Source organism: Paracoccus laeviglucosivorans (genome assembly GCF_900182695.1).
GTDB classification, from domain to species: domain Bacteria; phylum Pseudomonadota; class Alphaproteobacteria; order Rhodobacterales; family Rhodobacteraceae; genus Paracoccus; species Paracoccus laeviglucosivorans.
In genome coordinates this window covers 266,587-290,856 of sequence record NZ_FXTK01000003.1, presented here as the reverse complement: position 1 = coordinate 290,856, position 24,270 = coordinate 266,587, and the positions used below count along the sequence as shown (strand labels likewise).

Annotated in this window: 23 protein-coding genes, 1 tRNA gene and 1 other RNA gene; 12 read left to right on the top strand and 13 right to left on the bottom strand. The window is 63.2% G+C overall.

Annotated elements, in window-relative coordinates:
- Window positions 1–46: 46 nt before the first annotated feature.
- Entirely contained in the window at window positions 47–1,174 is a 1,128-nt protein-coding gene (prfB, locus tag FN835_RS05245) for a peptide chain release factor 2 (protein WP_142662139.1), read from the top strand.
- Window positions 1,175–1,247: 73 nt separating this feature from the next.
- On the opposite strand, the gene FN835_RS05240 is transcribed toward prfB, so the two are convergent.
- Window positions 1,248–1,664, bottom strand: coding sequence for a DUF2267 domain-containing protein (locus tag FN835_RS05240; protein WP_185958588.1), 417 nt, complete (start codon window positions 1,662–1,664; stop codon window positions 1,248–1,250).
- Window positions 1,665–1,775: 111 nt separating this feature from the next.
- Here FN835_RS05240 and FN835_RS05235 point away from each other — a divergent pair, with 111 nt between their 5' ends.
- On the top strand, window positions 1,776–2,822 hold the full coding sequence (locus FN835_RS05235; RefSeq protein ID WP_185958587.1) for a patatin-like phospholipase family protein: 1,047 nt from the start codon (window positions 1,776–1,778) through the stop codon (window positions 2,820–2,822).
- Here the strand turns inward: FN835_RS05235 and FN835_RS05230 are convergent.
- The 3 genes from FN835_RS05230 to ffs form a co-directional block, all read right to left on the bottom strand.
- Window positions 2,819–3,730 carry a pseudouridine-5'-phosphate glycosidase gene (locus tag FN835_RS05230; protein WP_142662137.1) on the bottom strand — a complete coding sequence of 304 codons (912 nt, stop codon included), beginning with the start codon at window positions 3,728–3,730 and terminating at the stop codon, window positions 2,819–2,821. The genes FN835_RS05235 and FN835_RS05230 overlap by 4 nt on opposite strands.
- On the bottom strand, window positions 3,727–4,653 hold the full coding sequence (locus tag FN835_RS05225) for a PfkB family carbohydrate kinase (RefSeq protein ID WP_142662136.1): 927 nt from the start codon (window positions 4,651–4,653) through the stop codon (window positions 3,727–3,729). Before FN835_RS05225 ends, FN835_RS05230 begins: the two co-directional genes overlap by 4 nt.
- A 72-nt stretch (window positions 4,654–4,725) precedes the next feature.
- Window positions 4,726–4,822, bottom strand: an RNA gene (gene ffs, locus FN835_RS05220) — signal recognition particle sRNA small type.
- A gap of 410 nt (window positions 4,823–5,232) precedes the next feature.
- Between ffs and FN835_RS05215 the strand changes: the two genes are divergently transcribed.
- Window positions 5,233–5,694 (top strand): SRPBCC family protein, encoded by a 462-nt coding sequence (locus FN835_RS05215; RefSeq protein ID WP_142662135.1) that lies wholly within the window; start codon window positions 5,233–5,235, stop codon window positions 5,692–5,694.
- Window positions 5,695–5,719: 25 nt separating this feature from the next.
- On the opposite strand, the gene FN835_RS05210 is transcribed toward FN835_RS05215, so the two are convergent.
- Window positions 5,720–6,589: a prephenate dehydratase gene (locus FN835_RS05210; protein WP_142662134.1), complete on the bottom strand. Its 870-nt coding sequence runs from the start codon at window positions 6,587–6,589 to the stop codon at window positions 5,720–5,722.
- Window positions 6,590–6,737: 148 nt separating this feature from the next.
- Between FN835_RS05210 and FN835_RS05205 the strand changes: the two genes are divergently transcribed.
- The 6 genes from FN835_RS05205 to FN835_RS05180 all read left to right on the top strand — a co-directional run bounded on the left by FN835_RS05205 (window position 6,738) and on the right by FN835_RS05180 (window position 14,406).
- The gene (locus FN835_RS05205; RefSeq protein WP_142662133.1) at window positions 6,738–7,277 is read left to right on the top strand and encodes a c-type cytochrome; all 540 of its coding nucleotides are present in this window, start codon (window positions 6,738–6,740) and stop codon (window positions 7,275–7,277) included.
- A 162-nt stretch (window positions 7,278–7,439) separates the two neighbouring features.
- Window positions 7,440–9,311 (top strand): extracellular solute-binding protein, encoded by a 1,872-nt coding sequence (locus FN835_RS05200; RefSeq protein WP_142662132.1) that lies wholly within the window; start codon window positions 7,440–7,442, stop codon window positions 9,309–9,311.
- A 43-nt stretch (window positions 9,312–9,354) separates the two neighbouring features.
- Window positions 9,355–10,497: a microcin C ABC transporter permease YejB gene (locus FN835_RS05195; RefSeq protein WP_142662131.1), complete on the top strand. Its 1,143-nt coding sequence runs from the start codon at window positions 9,355–9,357 to the stop codon at window positions 10,495–10,497.
- Entirely contained in the window at window positions 10,497–11,603 is a 1,107-nt protein-coding gene (locus FN835_RS05190; protein ID WP_142662130.1) for an ABC transporter permease, read from the top strand. The genes FN835_RS05195 and FN835_RS05190 overlap by 1 nt, the downstream gene beginning before the upstream one ends.
- Window positions 11,600–13,195, top strand: coding sequence for an ABC transporter ATP-binding protein (locus FN835_RS05185; RefSeq protein ID WP_142662129.1), 1,596 nt, complete (start codon window positions 11,600–11,602; stop codon window positions 13,193–13,195). The genes FN835_RS05190 and FN835_RS05185 overlap by 4 nt, the downstream gene beginning before the upstream one ends.
- Window positions 13,192–14,406 (top strand): glycosyltransferase family 4 protein, encoded by a 1,215-nt coding sequence (locus FN835_RS05180; protein ID WP_142662128.1) that lies wholly within the window; start codon window positions 13,192–13,194, stop codon window positions 14,404–14,406. The genes FN835_RS05185 and FN835_RS05180 overlap by 4 nt, the downstream gene beginning before the upstream one ends.
- Here FN835_RS05180 and FN835_RS05175 read toward each other — a convergent pair.
- From FN835_RS05175 to FN835_RS05150, 6 genes are all read right to left on the bottom strand, one after another.
- Window positions 14,403–14,924: a hypothetical protein gene (locus tag FN835_RS05175; protein WP_185958586.1), complete on the bottom strand. Its 522-nt coding sequence runs from the start codon at window positions 14,922–14,924 to the stop codon at window positions 14,403–14,405. The two genes, FN835_RS05180 and FN835_RS05175, sit on opposite strands and share 4 nt — an antisense overlap.
- Before the next feature lie 62 nt (window positions 14,925–14,986).
- On the bottom strand, window positions 14,987–15,706 hold the full coding sequence (locus FN835_RS05170) for a molecular chaperone DjiA (protein WP_142662127.1): 720 nt from the start codon (window positions 15,704–15,706) through the stop codon (window positions 14,987–14,989).
- 62 nt (window positions 15,707–15,768) lie between these two features.
- Window positions 15,769–16,596 (bottom strand): sulfate ABC transporter permease subunit CysW, encoded by an 828-nt coding sequence (gene cysW / locus FN835_RS05165; RefSeq protein WP_142662126.1) that lies wholly within the window; start codon window positions 16,594–16,596, stop codon window positions 15,769–15,771.
- Window positions 16,593–17,435 (bottom strand): sulfate ABC transporter permease subunit CysT, encoded by an 843-nt coding sequence (gene cysT, locus FN835_RS05160; RefSeq protein WP_142662125.1) that lies wholly within the window; start codon window positions 17,433–17,435, stop codon window positions 16,593–16,595. Before cysT ends, cysW begins: the two co-directional genes overlap by 4 nt.
- On the bottom strand, window positions 17,432–18,427 hold the full coding sequence (locus FN835_RS05155) for a sulfate ABC transporter substrate-binding protein (RefSeq protein ID WP_142662124.1): 996 nt from the start codon (window positions 18,425–18,427) through the stop codon (window positions 17,432–17,434). Before FN835_RS05155 ends, cysT begins: the two co-directional genes overlap by 4 nt.
- The gene (locus tag FN835_RS05150) at window positions 18,424–19,524 is read right to left on the bottom strand and encodes a sulfate/molybdate ABC transporter ATP-binding protein (RefSeq protein ID WP_142662123.1); all 1,101 of its coding nucleotides are present in this window, start codon (window positions 19,522–19,524) and stop codon (window positions 18,424–18,426) included. The genes FN835_RS05155 and FN835_RS05150 overlap by 4 nt, the downstream gene beginning before the upstream one ends.
- Before the next feature lie 283 nt (window positions 19,525–19,807).
- Here FN835_RS05150 and FN835_RS05145 point away from each other — a divergent pair, with 283 nt between their 5' ends.
- The 3 genes from FN835_RS05145 (at window position 19,808) to FN835_RS21530 (ending at window position 21,916) form a co-directional block, all read left to right on the top strand.
- Window positions 19,808–20,293: a GNAT family N-acetyltransferase gene (locus FN835_RS05145; RefSeq protein WP_142662122.1), complete on the top strand. Its 486-nt coding sequence runs from the start codon at window positions 19,808–19,810 to the stop codon at window positions 20,291–20,293.
- Between the two features lie 44 nt (window positions 20,294–20,337).
- Window positions 20,338–20,414, top strand: a tRNA-Arg gene (locus FN835_RS05140).
- A 275-nt stretch (window positions 20,415–20,689) separates the two neighbouring features.
- Entirely contained in the window at window positions 20,690–21,916 is a 1,227-nt protein-coding gene (locus FN835_RS21530) for a Hint domain-containing protein (protein WP_246098654.1), read from the top strand.
- 71 nt (window positions 21,917–21,987) lie between these two features.
- On the opposite strand, the gene FN835_RS05130 is transcribed toward FN835_RS21530, so the two are convergent.
- On the bottom strand, window positions 21,988–23,223 hold the full coding sequence (locus FN835_RS05130) for a hypothetical protein (protein ID WP_142662121.1): 1,236 nt from the start codon (window positions 23,221–23,223) through the stop codon (window positions 21,988–21,990).
- Window positions 23,220–24,269: a hypothetical protein gene (locus FN835_RS05125; RefSeq protein ID WP_142662120.1), complete on the bottom strand. Its 1,050-nt coding sequence runs from the start codon at window positions 24,267–24,269 to the stop codon at window positions 23,220–23,222. The genes FN835_RS05130 and FN835_RS05125 overlap by 4 nt, the downstream gene beginning before the upstream one ends.
- Window position 24,270 lies beyond the last annotated feature (1 nt).

The window sequence follows — 24,270 nt, the reverse complement described above, 5'->3', positions numbered from 1 at the left end:
GCACGTTATCAGTCGTGCCTTGATCCGTTTCCTAAGAGTGAAGCCCATGCGCGCCGAGACCCAAGCCACCATTGATGCGATCCGCAAGTCGCTGAAACTGATCGGTCAGCGCATGGATTGGGAAACCGCGCCGCATCGTCTGGAAGAAATGAACGCCATGATCGAGGCGGGCGACATCTGGTCCGAGCCGGAGCGCGCGCAAAAGATGATGCGCGAACGTCAAAGCCTGATCGACGCCGTGGAAAGCTATCGCCGGATCGAAAGCGGGCTGTCGGACAATGCCGAACTGATCGAACTGGGCGAAGCCGAGGGCGATGCCGAGATCGTGGCAGATGCCGAAGCCTCGCTGAAGGCGCTGGCCGAAATGGCCGCGCAGAAAGAGCTTGAGGCGCTGCTGAACGGCGAGGCGGATTCCAACGACACGTTTTTGGAAATCAACGCCGGCGCCGGTGGTACGGAAAGCGCCGATTGGGCATCCATGCTGGCGCGGATGTATGTCCGCTGGGCCGAAAAGCAGGGCTATAATGTCGAGCTTTTGTCGGAAACGCCGGGCGAGGAGGCGGGCATCCGCTCGGCCGCCTATAAGATTTCTGGCCATAATGCCTATGGCTGGCTGAAATCGGAATCGGGCGTGCATCGTCTGGTCCGCATCTCGCCCTACGATTCGGCGGCGCGGCGGCACACGTCTTTTTCCTCGGTCTGGGTCTATCCGGTGGTGGACGACAATATCGAGATCGATATTCCCGACAAGGACATCCGCATCGACACCTATCGGTCGTCGGGCGCGGGCGGTCAGCACGTGAACACCACCGACTCGGCGGTGCGGATCACCCACTTGCCCACCGGCATCGTCGTGACGAGTTCCGAAAAGTCGCAGCACCAGAACCGCGCCAACGCCATGGCGGCGCTGAAGGCGCGGCTTTACCAGATGGAACTGGACAAGCGGAATGCCGAGATCAACGCCCAGCACGCGGCCAAGGGCGATGCAGGCTGGGGCAACCAGATCCGGTCCTATGTGCTGCATCCTTATCAGATGGTGAAGGATCTGCGGACCTCGCACGAGACGTCGGACACGCAAGGCGTGTTGGACGGCGATCTGGATGCGTTCATGGCCGCGACGCTGGCACTTGACGTTGCAGGCAAGTCGCGGGCCGAGGCGCAGGCCGAGGACTGATGCCGCGCGGATCTGCCATGCCGTGCTGACGGCTGGCGTGGTGAATTTGGGTATTTGGGGAACTAAGAAGTCGTCAGGTTGCCCAGAAATCCCCAGCCTCGGGTCCGATGCGGATCATGAGGCGGTCGAATTCCATCCGGCGCGTGGTCGCTGGTATGGCGCGTAGCAGCACTTCGAGCAGGTCCGGCGGGCAGAAATTGTGATCGCGGCGCAGGTCTAGCATTTCGCTGCGCAGATCGTCGCGCGTGGGCCAGGGGCGGGGCGGCGCGATCTGCCAGTCGGCGACGAAGATGGCGCGCAGGATCGCAGGCAGCAGGTTTGCGAAATCCAGCGCATCCTGCACACAAATGCGGGCGCGGAATGCGTGAAGCACCGCCTGCGTTCCGGTATAAAGCACATTGTCGGATATGATCAGCGTTTCGTCGCGCAGGTCTTTCAGGAAGCCGCGCCATTCGTCGGTCGCGTGGCGATAGGTGAATGGCATGGGCATGTCCGCTTTCCCGTGTTGCGTGGTCCGAGGGTGTGGGGTGAGGTCTGAAAACGCAACCTTTCCATGCTGCGCTGCGGCGATATACTGCGGGTGACCGGAACGGGGGTCCTGATGGCACGACGCATCAATCTGGCTTTGCAGGGCGGGGGTGCGCATGGCGCCTTTGCATGGGGTGTGCTGGAACGGTTGCTGGAGGATGACGGGATCGAGATTTCCGGCATAAGCGGCACATCGGCGGGGGCGCTGAACGGTGCCGCGTTGGCTGCGGGGTTGGCAAGCGGTCCCGGCAGGCGCGGGCGCGATGCGGCGCGGGAAAATCTGGACTATATCTGGTCGCAGGTCAGCCAGCTGAGCGATAATCGCATGGTGCGCTGGATGCATTCGATGTTTCCCGTGCCGCGTGGATTGCAGCGCCTGACCGAGATGATTTCGCCTATTGCCTGGATGGAAAGCCTGACGCGGGTGTTCAGCCCCTATGATTACGGGCCGTTCTATTCCAATCCACTGGCCGCCATCCTGCGCGAGATGCCGCATCCCCGGCTGGATACCGGGCGCGGGCCGCAGCTTTTCGTGACCGCGACAAATGTGCGCACAGGCCGCATCCGTGTCTTTGGCGGGGCCGAGGTCACGCCGGATGCCATCATGGCCTCGGCTTGTCTGCCCACGCTGTTTCGTGCGGTCGAGATCGACGATCCCAAGACCGGGCGGCGTGAGGCGTATTGGGATGGCGGCTATTCCGGCAATCCGGCGCTGTTTCCGCTGTTCCATCCCGATCTGCCGCGGGATGTGGTGATCGTAAACATCAATCCTATGCTGCGGGACGTTGTGCCGCGGACGCCGGGCGAGATTCAGGACCGGATCAATGAAATCAGCTTCAATACCTCATTGCTGCGCGAATTGCGGGCGATCAACTTCGTCAAGCGTCTGCATGGCGAGGATCGCCTGACCGGGCGCCCGATGAAGAACGTGCTGGTGCATATGATCATGGATGATTGCCTGATGACCTCGTTGAGTGCGGGCAGCAAGCTGGTGCCGGAGCCGGGATTGCTGGGCACGATGCACGAGGCGGGATACCGCGCCGCCGACCGGTTTCTGGCAGGCGACGCGGAAAATCTGGGGCAGCGTGATTCCGTCGATCTGCCCGCCCTGTTCAGTTAGGCCATCGCCGCCGCGATGCGGGCCGCGACGCGGGCATTGTTCAGGACCAGCGCGATATTGGCGTCCAGCGAACGGCCCTGGGTCAGCTCGAATATCCGTTGCAGCAGGAATGGCGTCACCGACTTCGCCGCGATGCCCTGGCTTGCCGCCTCGGCCAGGGCCTGTTCCACGACCGGGATCATGGTCGCGCGGGGGATTTCGTCGGCTTCGGGGATCGGGTTCACCACCAGTTGCCCGCCGATCAGGCCCAGCTTGGCGCGCATCTGTGCCGATGCGGCGATCTGCGCCGGGTCATCCATGCGCAGCGGTGCGGCAAGGCCGGATTCGCGCGACCAAAAGGCCGGAAGCTGATCCTGACCAAAGGCGATGACGGGCACGCCCAGCGTTTCCAGCACCTCAAGGGTTTTGGGCAGGTCAAGGATCGCCTTGGCCCCTGCGGCGACCACCGTGACCGGCGTGCGCGACAATTCCTGCAGGTCGGCGGAAATGTCAAAGCTGAGTTCGGCGCCCCGATGCACGCCGCCGATGCCGCCGGTGGCAAAGACGTGGATGCCCGCCAGATTGGCGCAGATCATCGTTGCTGCGACCGTAGTGGCCCCGGTGCGGCCAAGCGCGCAGCAGGCGGCCAGATCGGCGCGCGACAGTTTCATCACCTGATCGCCCGGCGTCGATGCCAGCGTTTCCAGTGTGGCATCGTCCAGACCGATATGGATGCGACCGCCGATGACCGCGATGGTCGCGGGGATGGCCCCGGCTTCGCGCACCGTCGCCTCGACCCGGCGCGCGACCTCAAGGTTCTGCGGATAGGGCATCCCGTGGGTGATGATGGTCGATTCCAGCGCGACGATGGGCGCGCCATTGGCACGGGCGGCCTCGACCTCGGGGGAGAATACCAGCAGGTCGTTCATGCGATGTCCTTTTCGATGGCGGTTGGGGCTGTGGCGTCCTGCGCCGTGACATGGGTGGATGCCGCGTCGATTGCGGCGGCAAGGGCGGTTTGGCGGTCGGCGCCCGACAATTCGGCGGCCAGATGCGCGGCCAGAAACGCATCGCCCGCGCCGGTCACGCGCGATGCGACAATGGGTGGCGGAACAAGCGTCAGGGTCGGGCGGTCCTGCATCGCGTCGGCAGCGGCGCGTGGACCGTCTGTCACGATCACGCGCGATGCGCCCATGGCCACGACCGCCTCGGCCGCATCGACTGCGGAATGGAAGCGGCGTCCGGCCAGCGCCTCGGCCTCAAGCCGGTTGATATGGAAGACCGAGCTGGGGTGCTTCAACAGCGGCGCAAGGCGCGTCGCCTTGTCGGGACTGGCGGGAACGATGCGCAATTCGGCCAGCGCAAGGCAGGGGTCGGCAGCGATCAGTGCCAGCGTTTCCAGCGTGGGGTTGCCGTCAACCACCAACACGCCTTGCCAGGGCGACTGGGCCGAACCCAGCGTGCCGTCGCGCATCGGCCCAAGGATGCCAAGCCCGGCCGCCTCAAGCCCATGCGCGTCGGCGATGGCGGCGACAAGGCCACCCGGCGCCTCGATCGCCATGTAAAGATCGGTGGGCAGCGGGCCGTCGCGGTAAAGCCAGTCGATCGCGACGCCATGCCGCGCGGTTTCGTGGATCAGCGAATCGCCCGGTGCGTCACGCCCCACGGCGGACAGGATCGCGGGCGACAGCCCAAGGCGGGCCAGCGCAATCGCCACGTTCAGCGCGACGCCGCCGGGGCGTTGATGGATGCGGCCCGCCACATCGTCGCCATGCGCCAGCGGCACCGGGCTATGGCCGATCACATCCCAGAGCATTGCGCCAAGGCAGATGATCCGGGGCTGGTCAGGCATGGCGGGCTCTTGTGGAAAGGGCGGGTTCCGCCGGGAACATCGCCTGTTGCGATCAATGCGGCACGGGAACCGGGTGAGAGGCTGGACAACGACCCAAGCGGGGCTCGTTACGGCTGCTTCCTTCCGGACCTGACCGGGTTGGCGAGGCGCTTACCCGCGCCAACCTCTCGCCGCCTATCTAGGCGCGGTGCGCGCGGGATGCAAGCACTTCGGCGCGGGAAAGATCGGGACGGGTCAGGCGGCGGGGTGCGGGGATTCGCCCTGTGACCCAAAACAACATTTATCATCTGGGCCGAAAATGTGCCGCTGCAGCCCGCCGCTGCGGTAAAACAGTCCTATTGTCATGGCAGCCTTTGCAGGCTGGTGGGCACAACCCCAAGCAGTTCAAGCATTTTGGATGAATTTTGCTGCACTGCGGAGAATTGTCGCATGAATGTGCTATGACGGCGTGGTCATAAGGGAATTTATGCAACCACAGATTGTTGTCGGCGAAAGCGCACTTGTCCCTTTCCGGTGGTCTTGCAAGCATGATTAGAATACGGTTAACAGCACTCAACCTCTCGAATTATCCGGTGGAATATGAAATTCTCGACGCGGCAGGACACCGATCTGGCTGCTGATGCGCTGTTCCGCGCGGTCAGCGATTTCCCCAGGCTTGAACGTATCTTGCTGCGCCGCGGCGCGACTGTGCGGCGGGTGGATGGAAATCCGCAACCGGGGCGCGGGAATGCCTGGCAGATCGGCTTTGACTGGCGCGGCAAGCAACGCGACCTTTCATTGAAAGTCGCGACCTTCAATCCGCCCCAGCAACTGACCTTTGCCGGTCAGTCCGAGCAGTTCAACATCGACGTCCAGATTACCGTCGTGGCCCTGACCCCGACGAAATCGCGCCTGATATTCGAGGTGGACGTGCAGCCCCGCGGCATGAAGGCGCGGCTGATGCTGCAAACGGCGAAGCTGGGCAAGGCGCAGCTTGACCGCAAATTCTCGCAACGGATCGGTGAATTCGTTGATCGTCTGGCGGCCGAGCAATATACCTGACGGCAATTGCCCGGCCTGCATCGGGTCAGGCGGTTTCCGCCGCCTGTTCGGCCCGCAGCGGATCGGCGGGGTAGACGCCCAGAATTTCAAGGCTTGACGTGAAATAGGCCAGTTCCTCTAGCGCGCGGGCGACATTGGGGTCTTCGGGATGGCCTTCGATGTCGGCATAGAACTGCGTCGCGGTGAAGATGCCGTCCACCATGTAGCTTTCCAGCTTGGTCATGTTGACGCCATTGGTCGCGAAACCGCCCATCGCCTTGTAAAGCGCCGCCGGAATGTTGCGCACGCGAAACACGAAAGTGGTCATCATCGTCGCGCTGCCGGCCAGTCCGTCGCGCCGCGCGTAATTCGGCTCGCGCGACATGATCAGGAAACGGGTCGTGTTGTTCTGCCGGTCCTCGATCCCCGAGGCAAGCTCGTCCAGCTTGTAGATTTCACCGGCAAGGGGGGCGGCCAGCGCGGCCAGCGATTTCTCGCCCCGGCGCGCGACTTCCATGGCGGAACCTGCGGTATCCGCGCCAGTGATGCTGCGGATGTCGTGCTGTTTCAGAAAGCCCCGGCATTGACCCAGCAGGACCGTATGGCTCATGGCGTCGGTCACGTCCTCGATCCTGGCACCCGGCACGCCCAGCAGGCTGATGCGGACGCGCACGAAACCTTCGTCGATGATGTGCAGCCCGCTTTCGGGCAGCAGGTGGTGGATGTCGGCCACCCGGCCATAGGTCGAATTTTCGACCGGCAGCATTGCCAGTTCGGCGCGGCCCGAACGAACGGCATCGATCACGTCCTCGAACGTGCGGCAGGGCAGGGCCTCCATCTGCGGACGATAGAATCGGCAGGCCTGATGGCTATAGGCGCCCGGTTCACCCTGAAATGCGATCACGTTCTTGGTCATGAGACAAAGCCCCTTTGCGGGCCGTGGCGGGCATGGCACGCCATCGGCCCAGTTCCATGCGGAGCCGACAACTATACCTTGATCGCTCGAAACAAAAGCGCATAGATACAAGGCATCCACGGACAGTCCACAGGGGGGAGCCGCAGACATGTTCGACACGATGACCATCACAAAGGCCGCTGGCGCCTTTATCGGCGCTGCGCTGTTCCTTATGCTGATGAGCTGGGCCGCGTCGGGCATTTATCATGTCGGCTCTGCCGGCCATGGTGCCGAGGGCGAGGAGCACGCGCAGGCCTATACCATTCCCGTTCCGGAAAGCGCCGAAGGCGGTGATGCCGCCGCTGATGCAGGCCCGGATTTCGCCACCGTCATGGCATCCGCCGATGCCGCCGCTGGCGAAAAGGTTTTTGCCAAATGCAAAGCCTGTCACAAGCTGGACGGGTCCGACAGCACCGGCCCGCATCTGAACGGCGTCGTCGGTCGTGCCGTCGCCAGCGCCGCAGGCTTCAACTATTCCGATGGGATGAAGGCCCATGTCACCGACGCGCCCGACTGGACGCCCGAGGCGCTTGAGCATTTCCTGCTGAACCCCAAGGCCGCGGCACCTGGAACCAAGATGACCTTTGCCGGTCTGCCCAAGGTCGAAGATCGCGCGAATCTGATCGCCTATCTGGAAACGCAGCAATAATCCGGCGCATTGCCGCTTGCTGGGGCGTCCCGCCGGGGCGCCCTTTCGCTTTTCGGGGCCGGGGGCCTCATCACGCATTTGCTTGTTGAACCGACGCGCAGCATTGGTAGCGTGACCCAAAGGCGCAAGGCCGGTTCGAGCCAAGAGGATCACCAAGACCCGATGACGATGCACATGCTGCGACATGCCCCGATGGTTGCGCTTCTGGCGCTTTTGCCCACCGCCTTGCTGGCGCAGGGACCGTCCACGACGCCCGAGGGGCAGACCATCGTATCAAATGGCATCGCGACCTTCGGTCAGCCCGAATTGCCCGCCGATTTCAAGCATCTGCGCTATGTGAACCCCGATGCGCCCAAGGGCGGCGAGATTTCGGAATGGGCGCTTGGCGGCTTTGACAGCTACAATCCCTTTACCCATCGCGGGCGTGCCGGGCCGCTTTCGGTCATCATGCTGGAACGCCTGATGGAGGATGCGGTCGATGAACGCGGCTCCTCCTATTGCCTGATCTGCGAGACGATCGAATATCCCGAAAGCCGCGACTGGGTGATCTTCAACCTTCGCCCCGAGGCCAAGTTTTCGGACGGCACGCCGCTGACCGCGCATGACGTGCTGTTTTCATTTGAGCTTTTGCGCGACAAGGGTCTGTCGTCCTATCGCACCGGAATCGCCAAGATGGTCGCCAAGGCCGAGGTGCTGGACGATCACCGCATCAAGTTCATCTTTCAGCCCGGCTATCCGCGCCGCGATGTGATCCAGCAGGTGGGCAGCCAGATCGTCTTTTCCCGCGAAGATTTCCGCAAGAACAAGCGCGACATCGAGCAATCATCCGACAAGCCTTATCTTGGGTCCGGCCCCTATGTCTTTGACAGCGCCGAAATGGGGCGGTCGATGACCGTCAAGCGCAATCCCGAATATTGGGGCAAGGATCTGCCCATCAATATCGGGCGGCACAATTTCGACCGCATCCGTCTGGAATATTTCGGCGATTACGACAGCGCGTTCGAGGCGTTCAAGGCGGGCGTCTATACCTTCAGGAACGAGGCAAGCTCGATCCACTGGGCGACGCGCTATGATTTTCCGGCGGTGAAATCGGGCGCAGTCAAGTTGGACACGCCGCCGAACGGCGATCTGGCGACCGGGCAGGCGTGGATTTTCAACCTGCGCCGTGAAATCTGGCAGGATATTCGCGTACGTCAGGCCATCGCGTCGGTCTTTAACTTCGAATGGTCGAACGAAACGCTGTTCTATGGCCTGAACAAGCGTGTGAATTCGTTCTGGGACAACAGCGATCTTGGCGCATCCGGCAAGCCCACGCCCGAGGAACTGGCGCTGCTGGAGCCGCTGGCCAAGGATTTGCCGCCGGGCATTCTGACCGATGATGCCGTGGTGCAGCCGGTATCGGGCAAGACGCAGCTTGACCGTCGCAATATGCGCGCCGCATCGGCCCTGCTGGACGAAGCGGGGTGGAAGGTCGGGCAGGACGGCATCCGGCGCAATGCCAAGGGGCAGGTGCTGCGGCTGGAAATCCTGAACGACAACCAAAGTTTCGACCGCGTCATCAACCCCTATGTCCAGAACCTGCGCGCTCTTGGCGTCGATGCCGTCAACGCCCGTGTCGATGATGCCGAGATGACGAACCGCACGCGCAGCCATGATTTCGATATGGTCACCGACAGCTTCCCGCAGGGCTTTGCCGTGGGCGGCGGAACCGAGCAGATCTTTGGTTCCGAAAACGTGGGCGATGTCTTCAACCCGATGGGCCTTGCGAACCCCGCCATTGATGCGCTGATCACAAAAGGGATCGAGGCAACGACACAGGAAGAAAGCGATACCGTCATCAAGGCGCTTGACCGCAGCCTGCGCGCCCTGCGTTTCTGGGTGCCGCAATGGTATAAGGCCGATTACACGCTGGCCTATTACGACATGTTCGGCCGTCCCGAAACCTTGCCACCCTATGCGCTGGGTGAACTTGATTTCTGGTGGTATGACGCCGATAAGGCCGAAAAGCTAAAGCAATCCGGCGTGCTGCGCTAAGCGCATGACGGCATAACAAGACGGCAAACGAAAGACGGGGCGGATGGCAGCCTATATCCTGCGGCGCTTGCTGCTGATCATTCCGACATTGATCGGCATCATGTTGGTGAACTTCACCCTGACCCAGTTCGTCCCCGGCGGCCCGATCGAGCAGGTGATTGCCCGCGTTCAGGGCGAAGGCGATGCGTTTCGCAACATCGCGGGCGCGGGCGATGCGCAGGTGCCGCAAAACACCGAATATGCCGGCGCGCGTGGCATCCCGCCCGAGCTTCTGGACCAGCTTGAGGTGCAGATGGGCTTTGCCAAGATCGTCTGCGATCCGGCCCATCAAGGCGAACCCAGCCTGTCCAGCGATCAGTGCCGCAAGGAAAAGATCGGCGCGGTCGAACGCTTCGGCATCATGCTGGGCAACTATCTGCGCTTCGATTTCGGGACCAGCTTCTTCCGCTCGATCTCGGTGGTGGATCTGGTGCTGGAAAAGATGCCGGTGTCGATCACGCTGGGGCTGTGGTCCACGATCATCGCCTATCTCATCTCGATCCCATTGGGCATCCGCAAGGCGGTAAGGAACGGCACGCCCTTTGACACATGGACCAGCGGCGCGATCATCGTGGGTTATGCGATCCCGGCTTTCCTGTTCGCGGTGCTGCTGATGGTGCTGTTCGCGGGCGGGTCATATTGGCAGATTTTCCCGCTGCGCGGCCTGACCAGCGACAATTTCGCCGACCTCAGCCTGTGGGGCAAGATCAAGGATTATCTGTGGCACATCACGCTGCCTGTGGTGGCCACCACGATTTCCAGCTTTGCCACGCTGACGTTGCTGACCAAGAACAGTTTTCTGGACGAAATCAACAAGCAATACGTGATGACCGCCCGCGCCAAGGGCCTGACCGAACGTCGGGTGCTTTACGGCCACGTCTTCCGCAACGCCATGCTGATCGTCATCGCGGGCTTTCCGGCGATGTTTCTGGGCGTGTTCTTTGGCGCCAGCATCCTGATCGAAACCATCTTCTCACTCGACGGTCTGGGGCGGCTGGGGTTCGAAGCGGCGGTGCAGCGCGACTATCCGGTGATCTTCGGCACGCTTTACGTCTTTGGCCTGCTGGGGCTGCTGGTCGGTATCCTGTCGGACATCATGTATGTCCTTGTCGATCCGCGCATCGACTTTGAAAAAAGGGCCGGCTGATGGCGATGACCGAACTCAACCGCCGCCGCCTGCGCAATTTCCGCCGCAACAAGCGTGCCTTCTGGTCGCTGGTGATCTTTTCGGTGCTGTTCGTGGCGTCCCTGTTCGCCGAACTGATCGCCAATGATCGGCCGATCGTGGTGAACTACAAAGGTGGCTGGTATTTCCCGGCCTACAAGTTCTATCCCGAAACGGATTTCGGCGGCGATTTCGGGACCGAGGCGATCTATACCGATCCCGGCGTGCAATGTCTGATCCGCACCGGCGGGCGTCCGGAATGCTGGGACGATCCCGAAGCCATCAGCCTTGAGGCCGCGCAGACCGGCATGGTCGGTGGGCAGGCGGTGGACAAGGGCTGGATGATCTGGCCGCCGATCCCCTATCACTATCGCACGATCAACAACGTGGGGACGGCCCCCAGCGCGCCGGATGGATCGCACCTGCTGGGCACGGACGATACCTCGCGCGATGTGCTGGCCCGCGTGATCTATGGCTTCCGGCTGTCGATTATGTTCACGTTGATCGTCACCGTCGTCAGCTCGGTCATCGGGATCGCTGCGGGGGCAATCCAGGGCTATTTCGGTGGACGCACCGATCTGACGCTTCAGAGATTGCTTGAGATATGGTCGTCAACGCCTTCATTGTACGTGATTATTATTCTTTTCGCGATTTTGGGGCGCAGCTTCTGGCTGCTGGTGGGGGTGTCCATCCTGTTCGGCTGGCCCGCGCTGGTGGGCGTGGTCCGGGCGGAGTTCCTGCGGGCGCGCAACTTTGAATATGTCCGCGCGGCGCGTGCGCTTGGGGTCAGCGACCGCACCATCATGTTCCGCCACATTCTGCCCAATGCGATGGTCGCGACGCTGACCATGCTGCCATTCGTCGTAACGGGCACGATCAGTTCGCTCGCGGCGCTGGATTACCTCGGCTATGGCCTGCCAACATCCGCGCCGTCGCTGGGGGAACTCGCCTTACAGGCGAAGCAAAACCTGCAGGCGCCGTGGCTGGCCTTCACCGCCTTCTTCAGCTTTGCCATCATGCTGTCGCTGCTGGTCTTCGTCTTCGAAGGCATCCGCGACGCCTTCGACCCAAGAAAGACCTTCCGATGACGCCGGTTCTGGAAGTCAAAGACCTGCGCATCGGCTTTCGCACCGAGGCTGGGATCAGCCCCGCCGTCAAAGGCGTCAGCTTTGCCGTGGGTAAGGGGGAAACCGTGGCGCTGGTGGGCGAATCCGGTTCCGGCAAGTCTGTCACGGCATTGTCCACCGTGGGACTGCTGGGCGATGCGGCCGAGTTGCAAGGCTCGGTCAAATATGCGGGGCGCGAGTTGGTGGGCGCGCCGGAACGTATGCTGCGCGGTGTGCGAGGCAACGACATCAGCTTCATCTTCCAGGAACCGATGACCTCGCTGAACCCGCTGCATACGCTTGAGCGGCAATTGGCGGAAAGCCTGTCGCTGCATCAGGGGCTGCGCGGCGACAAGGCGCGGGCGCGGATCATCGAGCTTTTGACCCGCGTGGGCATTCGCGACCCGGAAACGCGGCTGGACGATTATCCGCACCAGCTTTCCGGCGGTCAACGTCAGCGCGTGATGATCGCCATGGCCTTGGCGAACGGTCCCGAACTGCTGATCGCGGACGAGCCGACGACGGCGCTGGACGTGACCATCCAGGCGCAGATCATGGAACTGCTCGCGGAACTCAAATCCTCCGAGGGGCTGTCGATGCTGTTCATCAGCCACGACCTTGGCCTTGTGCGCCGCATCGCGGACCGGGTTTGCGTGATGAAAAACGGCGAGATCGTCGAACAAGGCCCGACCGAAACGATCTTTGCCGATCCGCAGCACGAATACACCCGGATGCTTTTGGCCGCCGAGCCGCAGGGCCGCGCCGATCCGTTGCCCGAGGGCGCGCCCGAGGTGGTGGCGACCCGCGACCTGAAGATCTGGTTCCCGATCAAGCGCGGGATGCTGCGCCGCACGGTCGGCCATATCAAGGCGGTGAACGGTGCCACGCTGTCGGTCCGTGCGGGGGAAACGCTGGGCATCGTAGGCGAATCCGGCTCGGGCAAGACCACGCTGGCTTTGGCGATCATGCGCTTGATCGAAAGCGAAGGCCCGATCCTGTATATGGGGCGCGACATCTCGGGCCTGTCGTCGCGGGGATTGCGCGCGCTGCGCCGCGACATGCAGATCGTGTTCCAAGACCCCTTCGGCAGCCTGTCGCCGCGGATGACGGTCGAACAGATCATTGCCGAGGGCTTGGGCGTCCACGGCGTTGAGCCGGGCCGCAACCGCCGCGAACTGGTCGATGAAATCATGCGCGAGGTCGGCCTCGACCCCGCCAGCATGCACCGCTATCCGCATGAATTCAGCGGCGGTCAGCGCCAGCGCATCGCGATTGCCCGCGCGATGATCCTGAAGCCCAAGCTGGTGGTGCTGGACGAACCGACCAGCGCGCTGGACATGACGGTGCAGGTTCAGATCGTCGAATTGCTGCGGCGCTTGCAAAGAAAGCACGGGCTTGCTTTCCTGTTCATCAGCCACGACCTGCGCGTGGTGCGTGCCATGTCGCATCAGATCATGGTCATGCGGGCCGGCGAAGTGGTCGAGCATGGCGCGACGGATGCGGTATTCGACGCGCCGAAAAGCGACTATACCCGCCGCCTGATCGACGCGGCCTTCCTGAAGAAGCTGGCATGAAAATCCTGTTCGTCCATCAGAACTTCCCCGGCCAGTTCCTGCATCTGGCACCCGCGCTTGCCGCGCGTGGCCATGAGGTGATGGGGCTGACGGACGAAAAGAACCAGCGCCCGTCCCCGGTCCGCACGGTCCGCTATAAAGCGCCCGAGGAGCAGCAGATCCGCGGTCTGGCCCGGTCCTATGCCGAACATTCGGAACGCGGCTGGATGGCGGCGCGCGGTTGCCGTGCGCTGCGCAACCAGCACGGTTACACGCCGGACCTGATCTTTGGCCATTCCGGCTGGGGCGAGACTTTGTTTCTGCGCGAAATCTGGCCCGAGGCCAAGCTGCTGGTCTATGCCGAACTGATGTATCGCACGCGCGGTCAGGATGTGGGCTTTGACCCCGAGGTGAATGCCGATAGCGACGAAGGCCGCGTCACCACGCTGGCCCGTTCGGCGCATCTGATCCAAGGGCTGGTGCAGGCCGATGCGGGGCTTTCACCGACGCGCTATCAGGCCGACAGCTTTCCGCCCGAATTGCGCCAGAAGCTGACCGTGATCCATGACGGCATCGACACCGATGTCGTGCGCCCCGATCCGCAGGCCCGGCTGCAACTGCCCGATGGGCGGGTGCTGACCGCGCAGGATGAGGTGGTCAGCTACGTCTCACGCTCGCTTGAGCCATATCGCGGTTTTCATCGCTTCATGCGCGCTTTGCCGCAGGTGATGCGGGCGCGGCCCAATGCGCAGGTTGTGCTGATCGGCGGCGATGGCGTCAGCTATGGCAGCAACCCCGTCGATGCGCCGAACTGGAAGGCCAAGATGCTGGCCGAACTGGACGGCCAGCTTGACCTTTCGCGCATCCATTTTCTTGGCCGCGTGCCTTATTCGCAATATCTGTCGCTTTTGCAGATCGCGCGGGTGCATTGCTATCTGACCTATCCCTTTGTCCTCAGTTGGTCACTGACCGAGGCGATGGCGGCGGGCTGCCAGATCATCGCATCGGATACCGAGCCGGTACGCGAACTGATCCGTGACGGAGAGAATGGGCGGCTGGTGCCGTTCTTCGACCAGCCCGCGTTGGAGGCCGCACTGATCCGCGCGCTGGCGGGCGACCCCGAGGCGGCCCGGTTGGGGGCCGCCGCGCGTCAGACCATTCTGGACGGCTATGACCTGAAGCGGCAAAGCCTGCCGCGACTGGTTGAATGGGTCGAAAGCTTCGCGCCTTAAAGCTCGATCTCGCTGGCCGGATCGCGGTCGGGCAGCGGTTGCGGCGCATCGGGTGTGCTTTCCGGGCTGTCATCCGGCGCCGGGCGCATCATGTCGCGCAAGGCTGGTCCCATCGGCGGGGGCGGTGGCGCATCGGCGCGGCGGCGAATGATGATGTCGCCATTCTCAAGCCGCTTGGGCGCCTGATAGTTGCGCACGTCGTCGATCATCGTGCCAAGATCCGACAGCACCGGCCCAAGCGAGCCGACCATTCCGCCCAGATCATTGCCCAGATCGTTCAGATGCGGCTGCGCTTCGTTGAGCAGGTTGCGCATGAAATTCTCGATCCCCGCCTCAAGATCATCGCCAGGGGCGGGAGGTTGGGGCGCAGCGGGCGCCGGGGTATTAGGGGCGGGAACCGGCGGCGGTTCCTGCGCGGGAACGGGCTGTTCAGCAGGCGCGGGCGGTGCATCGCCCATGGCAAATGCAGGCCCGGCCAAGGGCAGCGCAAGGAAAAGGGCGGCGGCAATTCTGGGCATCGGTTTCTGTCCCCGGATGTTTGCTGGATCAACCGACATCGCCCGTTGCGGGTTCCCGGTTTTCAGGCTGCGCCGTGCATCGCGCGGAAACTGTCCCATGCCTCATTCAGCGCGCGGGTGCGGGCTTCGGCCAGACGGATGGCCTCGGGCGGCAGGCCACGGGCGATGGCGCGGTCGGGATGGCTTTCGCGGATCAGGTCGCGCCAGCGTTTGCGCGCATCCGCCAGCGGCGTTTCGGGCGGAATACCCAGCACTTCGCAGGACGGGCAGCCGTCACGGCGGTCATGGCGCGCGCGGATCGTCGCGACCAGTGCGGGTGACAGGCCAAAGATGCGCGCCACCTCGTCGATAAAGATGATCTCGGCATCATGCAGGTCGGTATCGGCGACGGCGATGATGAACAGCCCTTCGATCACGTCGGCCAGCACGGGATCGCCCGGCGGGAACATGCCCGCAATACGTCGCGCCCATGCGTCGAAGCCAGCAACGTCCTGCCGCGCCAGATCAAAGACGCGGGCGGCGTTCTTTTCCTCGGATCGGGGGATGATGAACACCCGGCGGAATGCCGCGACCTCGGACCGGGCGACCGCGCCATCTGCCTTGGCAAGCTTTGCGCCAAGCGCGATGACGGCGATGGTGAAGGCCACCGATTTTTCCGGCGGCGTGGCCGGACGCTGCGCACCCACGATCGCCGCCAGACGGTCGGCGATGCGTTGCCAAAAGCTGCGTGGCTTTGGCAATTCGGGGCAGGCGGCCTGCTGTTCCTTGAACGCTGTGTCCATGATCCAAAGATTAGGTGCGGCGCGATGTTAAGTCCACTAACAATCCCGCGGGTATGTTTGCGCTATCTGCGACTTTCCAGCGCAGCCTTGACGACCAGCACCACCAGCGCAATCACCGTAAGCGTCGATGCGGCGGCGAACGCGCCCGTGGTATTCAGGTCATTGAACATCAGTTCGATCTGCAATGGCAGCGTGTTCGTCTGGCCCCGGATCGAGCCCGAGACGACCGACACCCCGCCGAATTCGCCCACCGCGCGGGCCGTGCAAAGCACCGCGCCGTATAGCAAGGCCCAGCGGATATTGGGCAGGGTGACACGGCTGAAGATCTGCCAGCCGCGTGCGCCCAGCGTGACGGCGGCTTCCTCCTGCTCTGAGCCTTGGGCCTGCATCAGCGGCAGGACCTCGCGCGCGACAAAGGGCGCGGTCACGAACATCGTCACCAGCACGATGCCGGGCAGGGCGAACATGACTTTCAGATTCGCATCCGCCAGCAGCGGTCCCAGCAGGCCTTGACGCCCGTAAAGCAGCAGATAGCAGATGCCCGCGATGATCGGAGAGATCGAAAACGGGATTTCGATCATCGTCACCAGCAGCTTGCGACCCGGAAAGCGGAAGCGGGCAATGGCCCATGCGGCGGCGATGCCGAAGGCGATGTTGATCGGCACGACGATCACCGCGACCAGCACCGTCAGCGCGGTTGCGTGCAGCGTCAGCGGATCAAGGATATTGCCGACATATGCGCCCCAACCCTCGGCCATGGCCCGCCAGAAGATGAAGGCCATCGGCGCCACGACAAAGATTGCGGTCAGAAAGAAGGCCAGCCCGATCAGCAAACGTGGCACGGCGCGGCTTTGGCCGGGGGCATGGGTCAGGGCGGTGACGCTGCTCATGACTTCGCCTCCAGATGGCGGGCGGCGCGGAATTGCAGCCAGTTCGATAGGGCCAGCAGGATCAGGGCAAAGATCAGCAGCACCAGCGCGATGGCGGCGGCACCCTGATAGTCGTATTCCTCAAGCCGGATAAAGGCCAGCAGCGCGGCGATCTCGGTCTTGAAGGGCAGGTTGCCCGCGATAAAGACCACCGCGCCGAATTCCCCCAGGCTGCGGGCGAATGCGATAGTCGATCCCGACAGCCAGGCGGGCAGGATCGCGGGCAGCACGACGCGCCGAAAGATCGCCCAGGGGCGCGCGCCCAGCGTCATCGCCGCCTGCTCCAGCGCCGGGTCCAGATCCTCCAGCACCGGCTGAATAGCGCGAACGACGAAGGGGATCGAGGTGAAGGTCATCGCCAGGATAACGCCCCCCAGCGTATAGACCAGTTCGACGCCGGCCAAGCCAAGCGGCGCCCCGAACCAGCCGTTCGCGGAATAAAGCGCGGTCAGCGCGATGCCAGCGACGGCGGTGGGCAGGGCAAACGGCACGTCCATCAGGGCGTCCAGAATGCGGCGGCCCGGAAAGTCATAGCGCGTCAGCACCCATGCCATCAGCAGCCCGTAAAAGGCGTTGAAGACCGTCGCGACCGCCGCCGCCGTCACCGTCACCCGGATCGCGGCCAGCGTGCGGGGCGCACTGATGATTTCCCAGAACCGGGCGGGACCGATCTCGGCACCCTTCAGCACAAGCGCAATCACCGGGATCAGGATGATCAGCGCGACATAAAGCAGCGTGACGCCAAGGCTGAGTGAGAACCCCGGCAGCACGCGTTTCGGCTTGATGGCCGCGGCGGTCATCGGTTTACGAAGACCGTGTCAAGGATGCCGCCATCGGCCAGATGCTCGGACTGGATCTTGTCCCAGCCGCCGAAGACGTCATCGACGTTCAGCAGTTTCACCTCGGGGAAATCGGCGGCGTGCTTGGCCGAGACGTCCTTATCGGTGGTGCGGAAATGGTTTGCGGCCAGCGTCTCCTGCGCTTGCGGCGAATACAGCCAGTTCAGGTATTCGGTCGAAACCTCGGTCGTGCCGTTACGCTCGGCGTTTTCGCTGACCACGGCCACCGGGAAGGCGGCAAACAGGCTGGTCGGCGGCGTGATCGAGATCAGCCCCTGATCGGCATATTGCTGGGCGATGGCCTGCGTCTCGGCCTCGAAGGTGATCAGCACGTCGCCGATATTGCGCTCGGCAAAGGTCTGGGTCGCGGCACGTCCGCCGGTGTCGAAAACCGGGACATTGGCAAAGATGGCCGAGACGAATTCCTTGGCGCTGTCCTGCGTCGCGCCGGGCTGTTGCAGCGCATAGGCATAGGCGGCCAGATAGGTATAGCGCCCGTTGCCGCTGGTCTTGGGATTCGGGAACACGGATTTCACATCCGCGCGCGCCAGATCGTTCCAGTCCTTGATGCCCTTGGGATTGTCCTTGCGCACAAGGAACGCGGGCAACGAGTAATAGGGCGATGCGCCGTTCGGGAAAGCCTCGCGCCAGTTTTCGGCGACGAAGCCGTTCTTGGCCAGCACGTCCACATCGGTTTCCTGATTGAAGGTCACCACATCGGCGGGCAGCCCTTCAAGGATCGCGCGGGCCTGTTTCGACGAACCGGCATGGCTTTGGTCGATGGTCACGTCACGCCCGGTCTTGTCCTTCCAATAGGTCTGGAATTCGGGGTTCAGCGCCTCGAACAATTCGCGCGCGATGTCATAGCTGACGTTCAGCACCTTGTCCTGAGCCAAGGCCGGGGTGGTCCCCAGAAGAAGCGCCAGCGCGGCAATGCGAAGTTTCGGGATCATAGGCTTTGCTCCTTGCGGGGGAATTCGGTGACGGTGCGGGGGGCCGGGGCGTCGCGCCCGCCGGAAAAGATCGCGCCCGCCTCGGGGCGCAGCGTCACGCGGGTGCCGCTGGTCAGTCCCTGCGCCTCGGGGGCGCGGCGGGGCAGATCGACGGGCAGCGACAGCGTGCCATCGGTCAGCTCCAGCCGCAGGATCGCGCCATTGCTGGCCGCGCGGCTGATCTGGAACCGGCCCGATGCATCGGCTACGGGCGTCACGTCATCGGGGCGCAGGAACAGCGTTGCGGGACCGTCGGGCAGCGCGCGGCGCGGCAGGCGGCTGGCGTCCAGCCCCAAAGCCTCGACCCGGCCCGCGCGGATCGTTACGGGCAGTTCGATGGTCGCGCCCATGAAACGTGCGACAAACGGGCTGGCGGGGTGATCGTGGATCTGGTCGGCATTGCCGATCTGTTCGATCCGCCCGTCGCCCATGACGACAACCCGGTCGGCCAGTTCGAACGCCTCTTCCTGATCATGCGTCACGAAGATCGTGGTCGAGCCGGTTTCTTGATGCACGGAACGCAGCCATGCCCGCAGATCGCGGCGCACAGCGGCGTCCAGCGCGCCAAAGGGTTCGTCCAGCAACAGCACTGTGGGCTGAATCGCCAGCGCACGCCCCAAAGCCACGCGCTGACGCTGACCGCCCGAAAGCTGCGCCGGATAACGGTCGCCCAGATGCGCGATCTGCAGGAAATGCAGCAGTTCCTCGACCTTGGCGGCGATGACCGACTTGCCCGGACGTTCCGCGCGCGGGCGCACCGTCAGGCCGAATGCGATATTGTCGCGCACCGACATATGCGGGAACAGCGCGTAGTGCTGAAAGACGAAACCGATGCGACGGTCCTGCGCGGCAAGGCCCAGCCAATCCTGTTCATTGACGCGCAGCCCGCCCGAATTGGGCCATTCCAACCCGGCGATGATCTTCAAAAGCGTCGTCTTGCCCGAACCCGATGGCCCCAGCAGCGCCACCAGCTCGCCCGTCTGGACCGTCAGATCGATGCCGCGCAGCACCGAGGTGCCGCCAAAGCTTTTGGTCATGTTGTCGATGACGATGGACATGTGCGCCTCCACGTTTCCGTGATGAGGTAGCGGCGGCACGTCTCTGCGGCAAGCGGTCTTGCGATCCGACACCTCCGATCAGCGCGAAGGATGTTCCTGCAGACCCGGCGCAGCGGACCAGTGTTCCCGCCCTTATGCGGCGCGCAGGAAGGAAGTTTCTGCCCCGACGCCGCTGTGGCGGGATTGTCCTTATTTCACCATGGTTTCGACGTGCCGCCCCCTTCGCTTTTCCGGGCGGGCTTGCTACTGTCCGCACCGCGATCTGATATCGAAGGGGACGGCAATGGCTGACGCAAGCGATCTGGTTCTGGCACAGGAAAGCCCGCTGACCGCGGATCTGGCCGAACTGTTCCAGCGACATACGCGCGACATGCACGCCGACACCCCGCCCGAGTCGATCCACATGATGCCGCGCGAGGAACTGGAACATCCCGATATCGGCTTTTTCGTGCTGCGGGACGGAACGCGCCCGGTGGGCATGGGCGCGATCAAGCGCCTGTCCGCCGATCTGGGCGAGGTGAAGTCTATGCACGTCCTGTCCGAAGAACGCGGTCGCGGTCTGTCCGTGCGCCTGCTGGCCGGGCTGATCGACCATGCGCGCCAGGCGGGCCTGTCGCAACTTAGCCTTGAGACCGGATCGCAGGACATGTTCCTGCCCGCACGGCGGCTTTACGAACGCGCGGGCTTTGTCGAATGCGGACCTTTCGGCGACTACCGGCTGGATCCGAACAGCGTCTATATGACGTTGAAGCTGGATCGATCCGTTTAAGCGGTTGCTTCAACCGCGCAGCTTTGCCATGACTGCGCCACTGCGGACCCGTAGCTCAACTGGATAGAGCAGGGACCTTCTAAGTCCAAGGTTGAGGGTTCGAGCCCTTCCGGGTCCGCCAGTATAATCAATTATTTATCTTGAATTTCCTTTGTCTCCGCAGGTTCATCGAACTTTGCGGCGCTTGCGCATTTGCATGATTAGACTTTGCGCTGTCAGAAATCTGTCAAGGTCGATTCAAATTTTATTTATTTTTAGCAAAGAATCGCGCATAAGGGGATTGCTCGCCCATAAAACAACCAATGGGCGTGGCACTGATCGCCGCAAGCTCGCGTCGATTCGTTCTTCAACCCTTCGATCCGGGGTCGTCCCTGGTCTGCCATAAGGTTAAGTTCGATGCCCTATTACACACAGATTCCGTCCAACCTGCTGACCATCGGTGTAGATGGCGGTGTGGCCTTTGTTCCCAACACCAATTTGCTGAATGCTTTTGGCAACTCGCAAGAATTTGCCCAATATGACGTCGCGTCCAATATCGGCCCGACGACGCTGACCAATGGCTCGCAGATGCAGCTGGTCGATTCCAGTGGCAATCCAGTCACGGCGGACGGCACCTATGTCGGTTCGGCCACCGTGTCGAACGCGGCCGCCGGCGTCAACATCCCCGGCGTTGCGCAGATCGGCTTGCAGGTGAACCCGATCAGCGGTCACATCATGCAAGCGGGCGGCAACTATTACTTTATCAGTGAAAACCCGCTGGATGATGCGCATATCAACGTCACAGCCAATGCGACGGTGCTTGGCGTTCCGATCAGCGTGACCGCGCCGATCTCGAACATCACCGGCTCGCTTGCCAGCGCGATTTCGACGGGTGTGCCGGTCGTCGGGCCAACTTTGGCCACCACGGTCAACGCCACGGGCAACCTGCTTCAGTCCACGGCCAACACGGCTATCGTGACGATGAACAACAACACCAGCGGCTCGCTGACGCTGGATGCCGATGACGTGTTCTGCTTCGTCACCGGTACGCTGATCGAAACCGATCGCGGCATGGTCGCGGTCGAGGATCTGGCCGTCGGCGATCTGGTGATGACCCGCGACAACGGGCTGAAGCCGATCCTGTGGCTTGGTGCGATCAAGCTGGGCAAGGGCGCGCTGATGGCGCAACCGAAACTGCGCCCGATCCGCATCCGCGCCGGTGCGCTGGGTGACAACATGCCCTCGGCCGACCTGCTGGTCTCGCCGCAGCACCGCGTTCTGGTCCGTTCCAAAGTCGCGATGAAGATGTTCGGCGCGATGGAGGTTCTGGTCGCGGCCAAGCAACTGCTGCAGATCGACGGCATCGACATCGCCCATGACATGGCCGAGGTCGAGTATTTCCACTTCCTGTTCGACCAGCATGAGGTGGTGAACTCGAACGGGGCGGCGACCGAGTCGCTGTTCACTGGCCCCGAGGCGCTGAAATCCGTGGGCCGCGAAGCCCGCGCCGAAATCTGCGCGCTGTTCCCCGAAATCCTGAAGGCCGACTTTATCCCGGTTCCGGCACGTCCGATCCCGGCAGGTCGCCGTTCGCGCAAACTGGCCGTGCGTCACGCACAGCGCCCCAGCGCGCTGGTCAACTGACCACAGGTCATCGGGTCCCCAAACTGGAAAGGCCGCAGAGCAGATCTGCGGCCTTTTGCGTTATCCGAGTGTCAATATTCGGGGGTGAAGACCTCATCGCTGAAACGCCCCCGAAATCCGGGTAATGCGCGCCAAAGCGTTTCGCCCGCCACGATGCGGCTGGGCCGTGAATGGCTGGCAAACAAGGTGCTGCGATGCGCCGACATGGTGACGCCGTTTGCATCGGTCATCGCCTGACAGTCCTGCACCTGATGGGCAAAGCGCAACCATCCCGCCTGCGCATCGGCCAGTGTCAGCGTCACGACATTGCCGGCCAGATCGGGAATGGCGGACAGAATGCCGCCCTCGGCCTCGAAACCCAGATTTGGGCAGGTTTCGCCGCCGCCAAAGGGGTCGTAAATTTCAGGCCGCTGCAGCAGCGTCTCTCCGGGGCGCAGGGCGAAATGGACGGCTACGGTCGTGCCACGTTTCACCACGTCATAGGTGATGTTCCACGGATTGCCCGCCTCGATCTCGGCGATGGCCCATTCGCATGTCTCGCCGATCAGGACCTGCGTTTGTCCGCTGGGGTGGATGTTCTGGTCTCGGATCGGGAAGATGCGCTGCCATGTCGCCACGATGCCGCCATGTTCCAGGGCGATGCGGTATTGCACGCCGGGCGTCGCGTATAGATCCCCGATCGTGTTCACATCGGCGCCATTGACGACGACCACGATCCTTGGCGCGATGCCAAACAGCGCCTGCGCCTGCGCCACTGTCGCGCCATGCGCCGCCTCGAATTCGGTGCGGTAGATTTCTCCGGGCTGGTCCTTGGCGCTGGTGCCTTGGAACAGCAGCGCATAGGGACAGTGCAGGGGCACTTGCTGCGCCTGCGCCAACCGCGCGCTTTCCCGCATCCAATAAAGCTGGTTGCGCCCAAGCGGGCTTGCGCTGTCGGTCATCCATTCACCGATCAAGCGCCCGCCAAAGCCGTGATCCGCGATCACCAGACCGCGATCCGACTGGCCCGCGTCGCGCCACCGCGCCGCCCGCAAATGCTGCAATGCAAAGGCGGGCGAGACGCGCCCCAGACCTGCCGCCGCTTCAAAGCCGCTGGCGGCGTGGCTTTGGTCGATTGCTGCAAGCCCCGCACCGTTCGGGCCGACAGCCGTGCCGTTCAGGTCGCGCATTCCAAAGGTGAAATAGACCTGATCCGTGGCGGCGGCATCCAGCGCGCCGGCCAGCGCGTCTGGGATCGCGCGATTTTCGCTTTGGCCATAAACCGGCATGATTTCCAACGAGGTGACGGTTGGTCTGGGGGCCGTCACGCCCCCCGCCGAAAATCCGCGACCACCTCCTGCATGGTGACGGGCCAGGGCTGGCCTTCGGGGCGGCCCACAATCGCAAGACGGTGGATCGTCCCGATCATGAAACGTCCGCAGGAAAAGCGGTTCGGCGTCGGGTCGGTCAGGCCGGGATGCGCAAGCGACACCAGATTGCCAGCCGCGTCATGCCCGCTCAGCAAATCCAGCACATCGTCGATCTGGGCCGCCAGCACCATGCGCCGGCCATATTCGACCGACCCCAAAGGCTGGGTCAGCGCGCTGTCATCACTGCCGGTCGCCTGCAAGCTGCCCGCACTGTTGCGGATCTTCACATGTCCGCCCGTGCCGTCGATCATCTGCGCCGCGTTTGAGCCATAGGCGGTCAGCGTCACGTCCACGACCGCGAAAAGCCCATCCGTCGTCGGCTGGTTGGAAAGCGTCTGGCATTGCAGATACGCGCCGTCGCCAAAGCCGAAGCCTGTCGCGTCGTGCTGGATCGCGGCGCCACTGCCTGTCGCGGCAAAGACGTATGCCCCCGTGCCCCGCGCCGTGACCGATGCGACTTCTCCAGCCGTGCCCGCATGGGTCGTATGGGCATCGAAATAGCAAAGCGCCTGCCGGTCATAGTCGATCACGGGAACCGGGACGGCCACGACGGTAAAGCCTTGCGTCTCGGCCTCGACGCTGCCTGCGCTATTCGTCCAGCGCAGGGTCAGCGCGTAGACGCCGGGCGAGGTCAGCTCCATCGTCAGCTCACCCGCGTCCAGCATGTCCCGGATCGAGATGCCGTCCAACGTGAAGTCCCATTCCGCAACGGGTTCCGGCGTCCCGTTGGCATGGCCCAGATCCAGCGTGATGCTTTGCCCGATGGCCGGGGCGGCGGGCAGAATCGTCGGGGATCGGGTGATCGCGGGCAGCACCGCGCCCTGATCCTGCGTCAAGGGATCGCCGCTGGAATCCAGCATCCGGACCGGCTGCGCGCCGATATAGGTGGCTGCGATGTTGTCGAAAAGCGCCTTGCCCAACCCATCAAGAATCGTCAGCGCCATC

What these genes read in the sequence shown, in the direction of transcription:
- prfB (WP_142662139.1), top strand. Translation starts at nt 47, where the DNA reads ATGCGCGCCGAGACCCAAGCCACCATTGATGCGATCCGCAAGTCGCTG.
- FN835_RS05240 (WP_185958588.1), bottom strand. Translation starts at nt 1,664, where the DNA reads ATGCCCATGCCATTCACCTATCGCCACGCGACCGACGAATGGCGCGGC.
- FN835_RS05235 (WP_185958587.1), top strand. Translation starts at nt 1,776, where the DNA reads ATGGCACGACGCATCAATCTGGCTTTGCAGGGCGGGGGTGCGCATGGC.
- FN835_RS05230 (WP_142662137.1), bottom strand. Translation starts at nt 3,730, where the DNA reads ATGAACGACCTGCTGGTATTCTCCCCCGAGGTCGAGGCCGCCCGTGCC.
- FN835_RS05225 (WP_142662136.1), bottom strand. Translation starts at nt 4,653, where the DNA reads ATGCCTGACCAGCCCCGGATCATCTGCCTTGGCGCAATGCTCTGGGAT.
- FN835_RS05215 (WP_142662135.1), top strand. Translation starts at nt 5,233, where the DNA reads ATGAAATTCTCGACGCGGCAGGACACCGATCTGGCTGCTGATGCGCTG.
- FN835_RS05210 (WP_142662134.1), bottom strand. Translation starts at nt 6,589, where the DNA reads ATGACCAAGAACGTGATCGCATTTCAGGGTGAACCGGGCGCCTATAGC.
- FN835_RS05205 (WP_142662133.1), top strand. Translation starts at nt 6,738, where the DNA reads ATGTTCGACACGATGACCATCACAAAGGCCGCTGGCGCCTTTATCGGC.
- FN835_RS05200 (WP_142662132.1), top strand. Translation starts at nt 7,440, where the DNA reads ATGACGATGCACATGCTGCGACATGCCCCGATGGTTGCGCTTCTGGCG.
- FN835_RS05195 (WP_142662131.1), top strand. Translation starts at nt 9,355, where the DNA reads ATGGCAGCCTATATCCTGCGGCGCTTGCTGCTGATCATTCCGACATTG.
- FN835_RS05190 (WP_142662130.1), top strand. Translation starts at nt 10,497, where the DNA reads ATGGCGATGACCGAACTCAACCGCCGCCGCCTGCGCAATTTCCGCCGC.
- FN835_RS05185 (WP_142662129.1), top strand. Translation starts at nt 11,600, where the DNA reads ATGACGCCGGTTCTGGAAGTCAAAGACCTGCGCATCGGCTTTCGCACC.
- FN835_RS05180 (WP_142662128.1), top strand. Translation starts at nt 13,192, where the DNA reads ATGAAAATCCTGTTCGTCCATCAGAACTTCCCCGGCCAGTTCCTGCAT.
- FN835_RS05175 (WP_185958586.1), bottom strand. Translation starts at nt 14,924, where the DNA reads ATGCCCAGAATTGCCGCCGCCCTTTTCCTTGCGCTGCCCTTGGCCGGG.
- FN835_RS05170 (WP_142662127.1), bottom strand. Translation starts at nt 15,706, where the DNA reads ATGGACACAGCGTTCAAGGAACAGCAGGCCGCCTGCCCCGAATTGCCA.
- cysW (WP_142662126.1), bottom strand. Translation starts at nt 16,596, where the DNA reads ATGAGCAGCGTCACCGCCCTGACCCATGCCCCCGGCCAAAGCCGCGCC.
- cysT (WP_142662125.1), bottom strand. Translation starts at nt 17,435, where the DNA reads ATGACCGCCGCGGCCATCAAGCCGAAACGCGTGCTGCCGGGGTTCTCA.
- FN835_RS05155 (WP_142662124.1), bottom strand. Translation starts at nt 18,427, where the DNA reads ATGATCCCGAAACTTCGCATTGCCGCGCTGGCGCTTCTTCTGGGGACC.
- FN835_RS05150 (WP_142662123.1), bottom strand. Translation starts at nt 19,524, where the DNA reads ATGTCCATCGTCATCGACAACATGACCAAAAGCTTTGGCGGCACCTCG.
- FN835_RS05145 (WP_142662122.1), top strand. Translation starts at nt 19,808, where the DNA reads ATGGCTGACGCAAGCGATCTGGTTCTGGCACAGGAAAGCCCGCTGACC.
- FN835_RS21530 (WP_246098654.1), top strand. Translation starts at nt 20,690, where the DNA reads ATGCCCTATTACACACAGATTCCGTCCAACCTGCTGACCATCGGTGTA.
- FN835_RS05125 (WP_142662120.1), bottom strand. Translation starts at nt 24,269, where the DNA reads ATGGCGCTGACGATTCTTGATGGGTTGGGCAAGGCGCTTTTCGACAAC.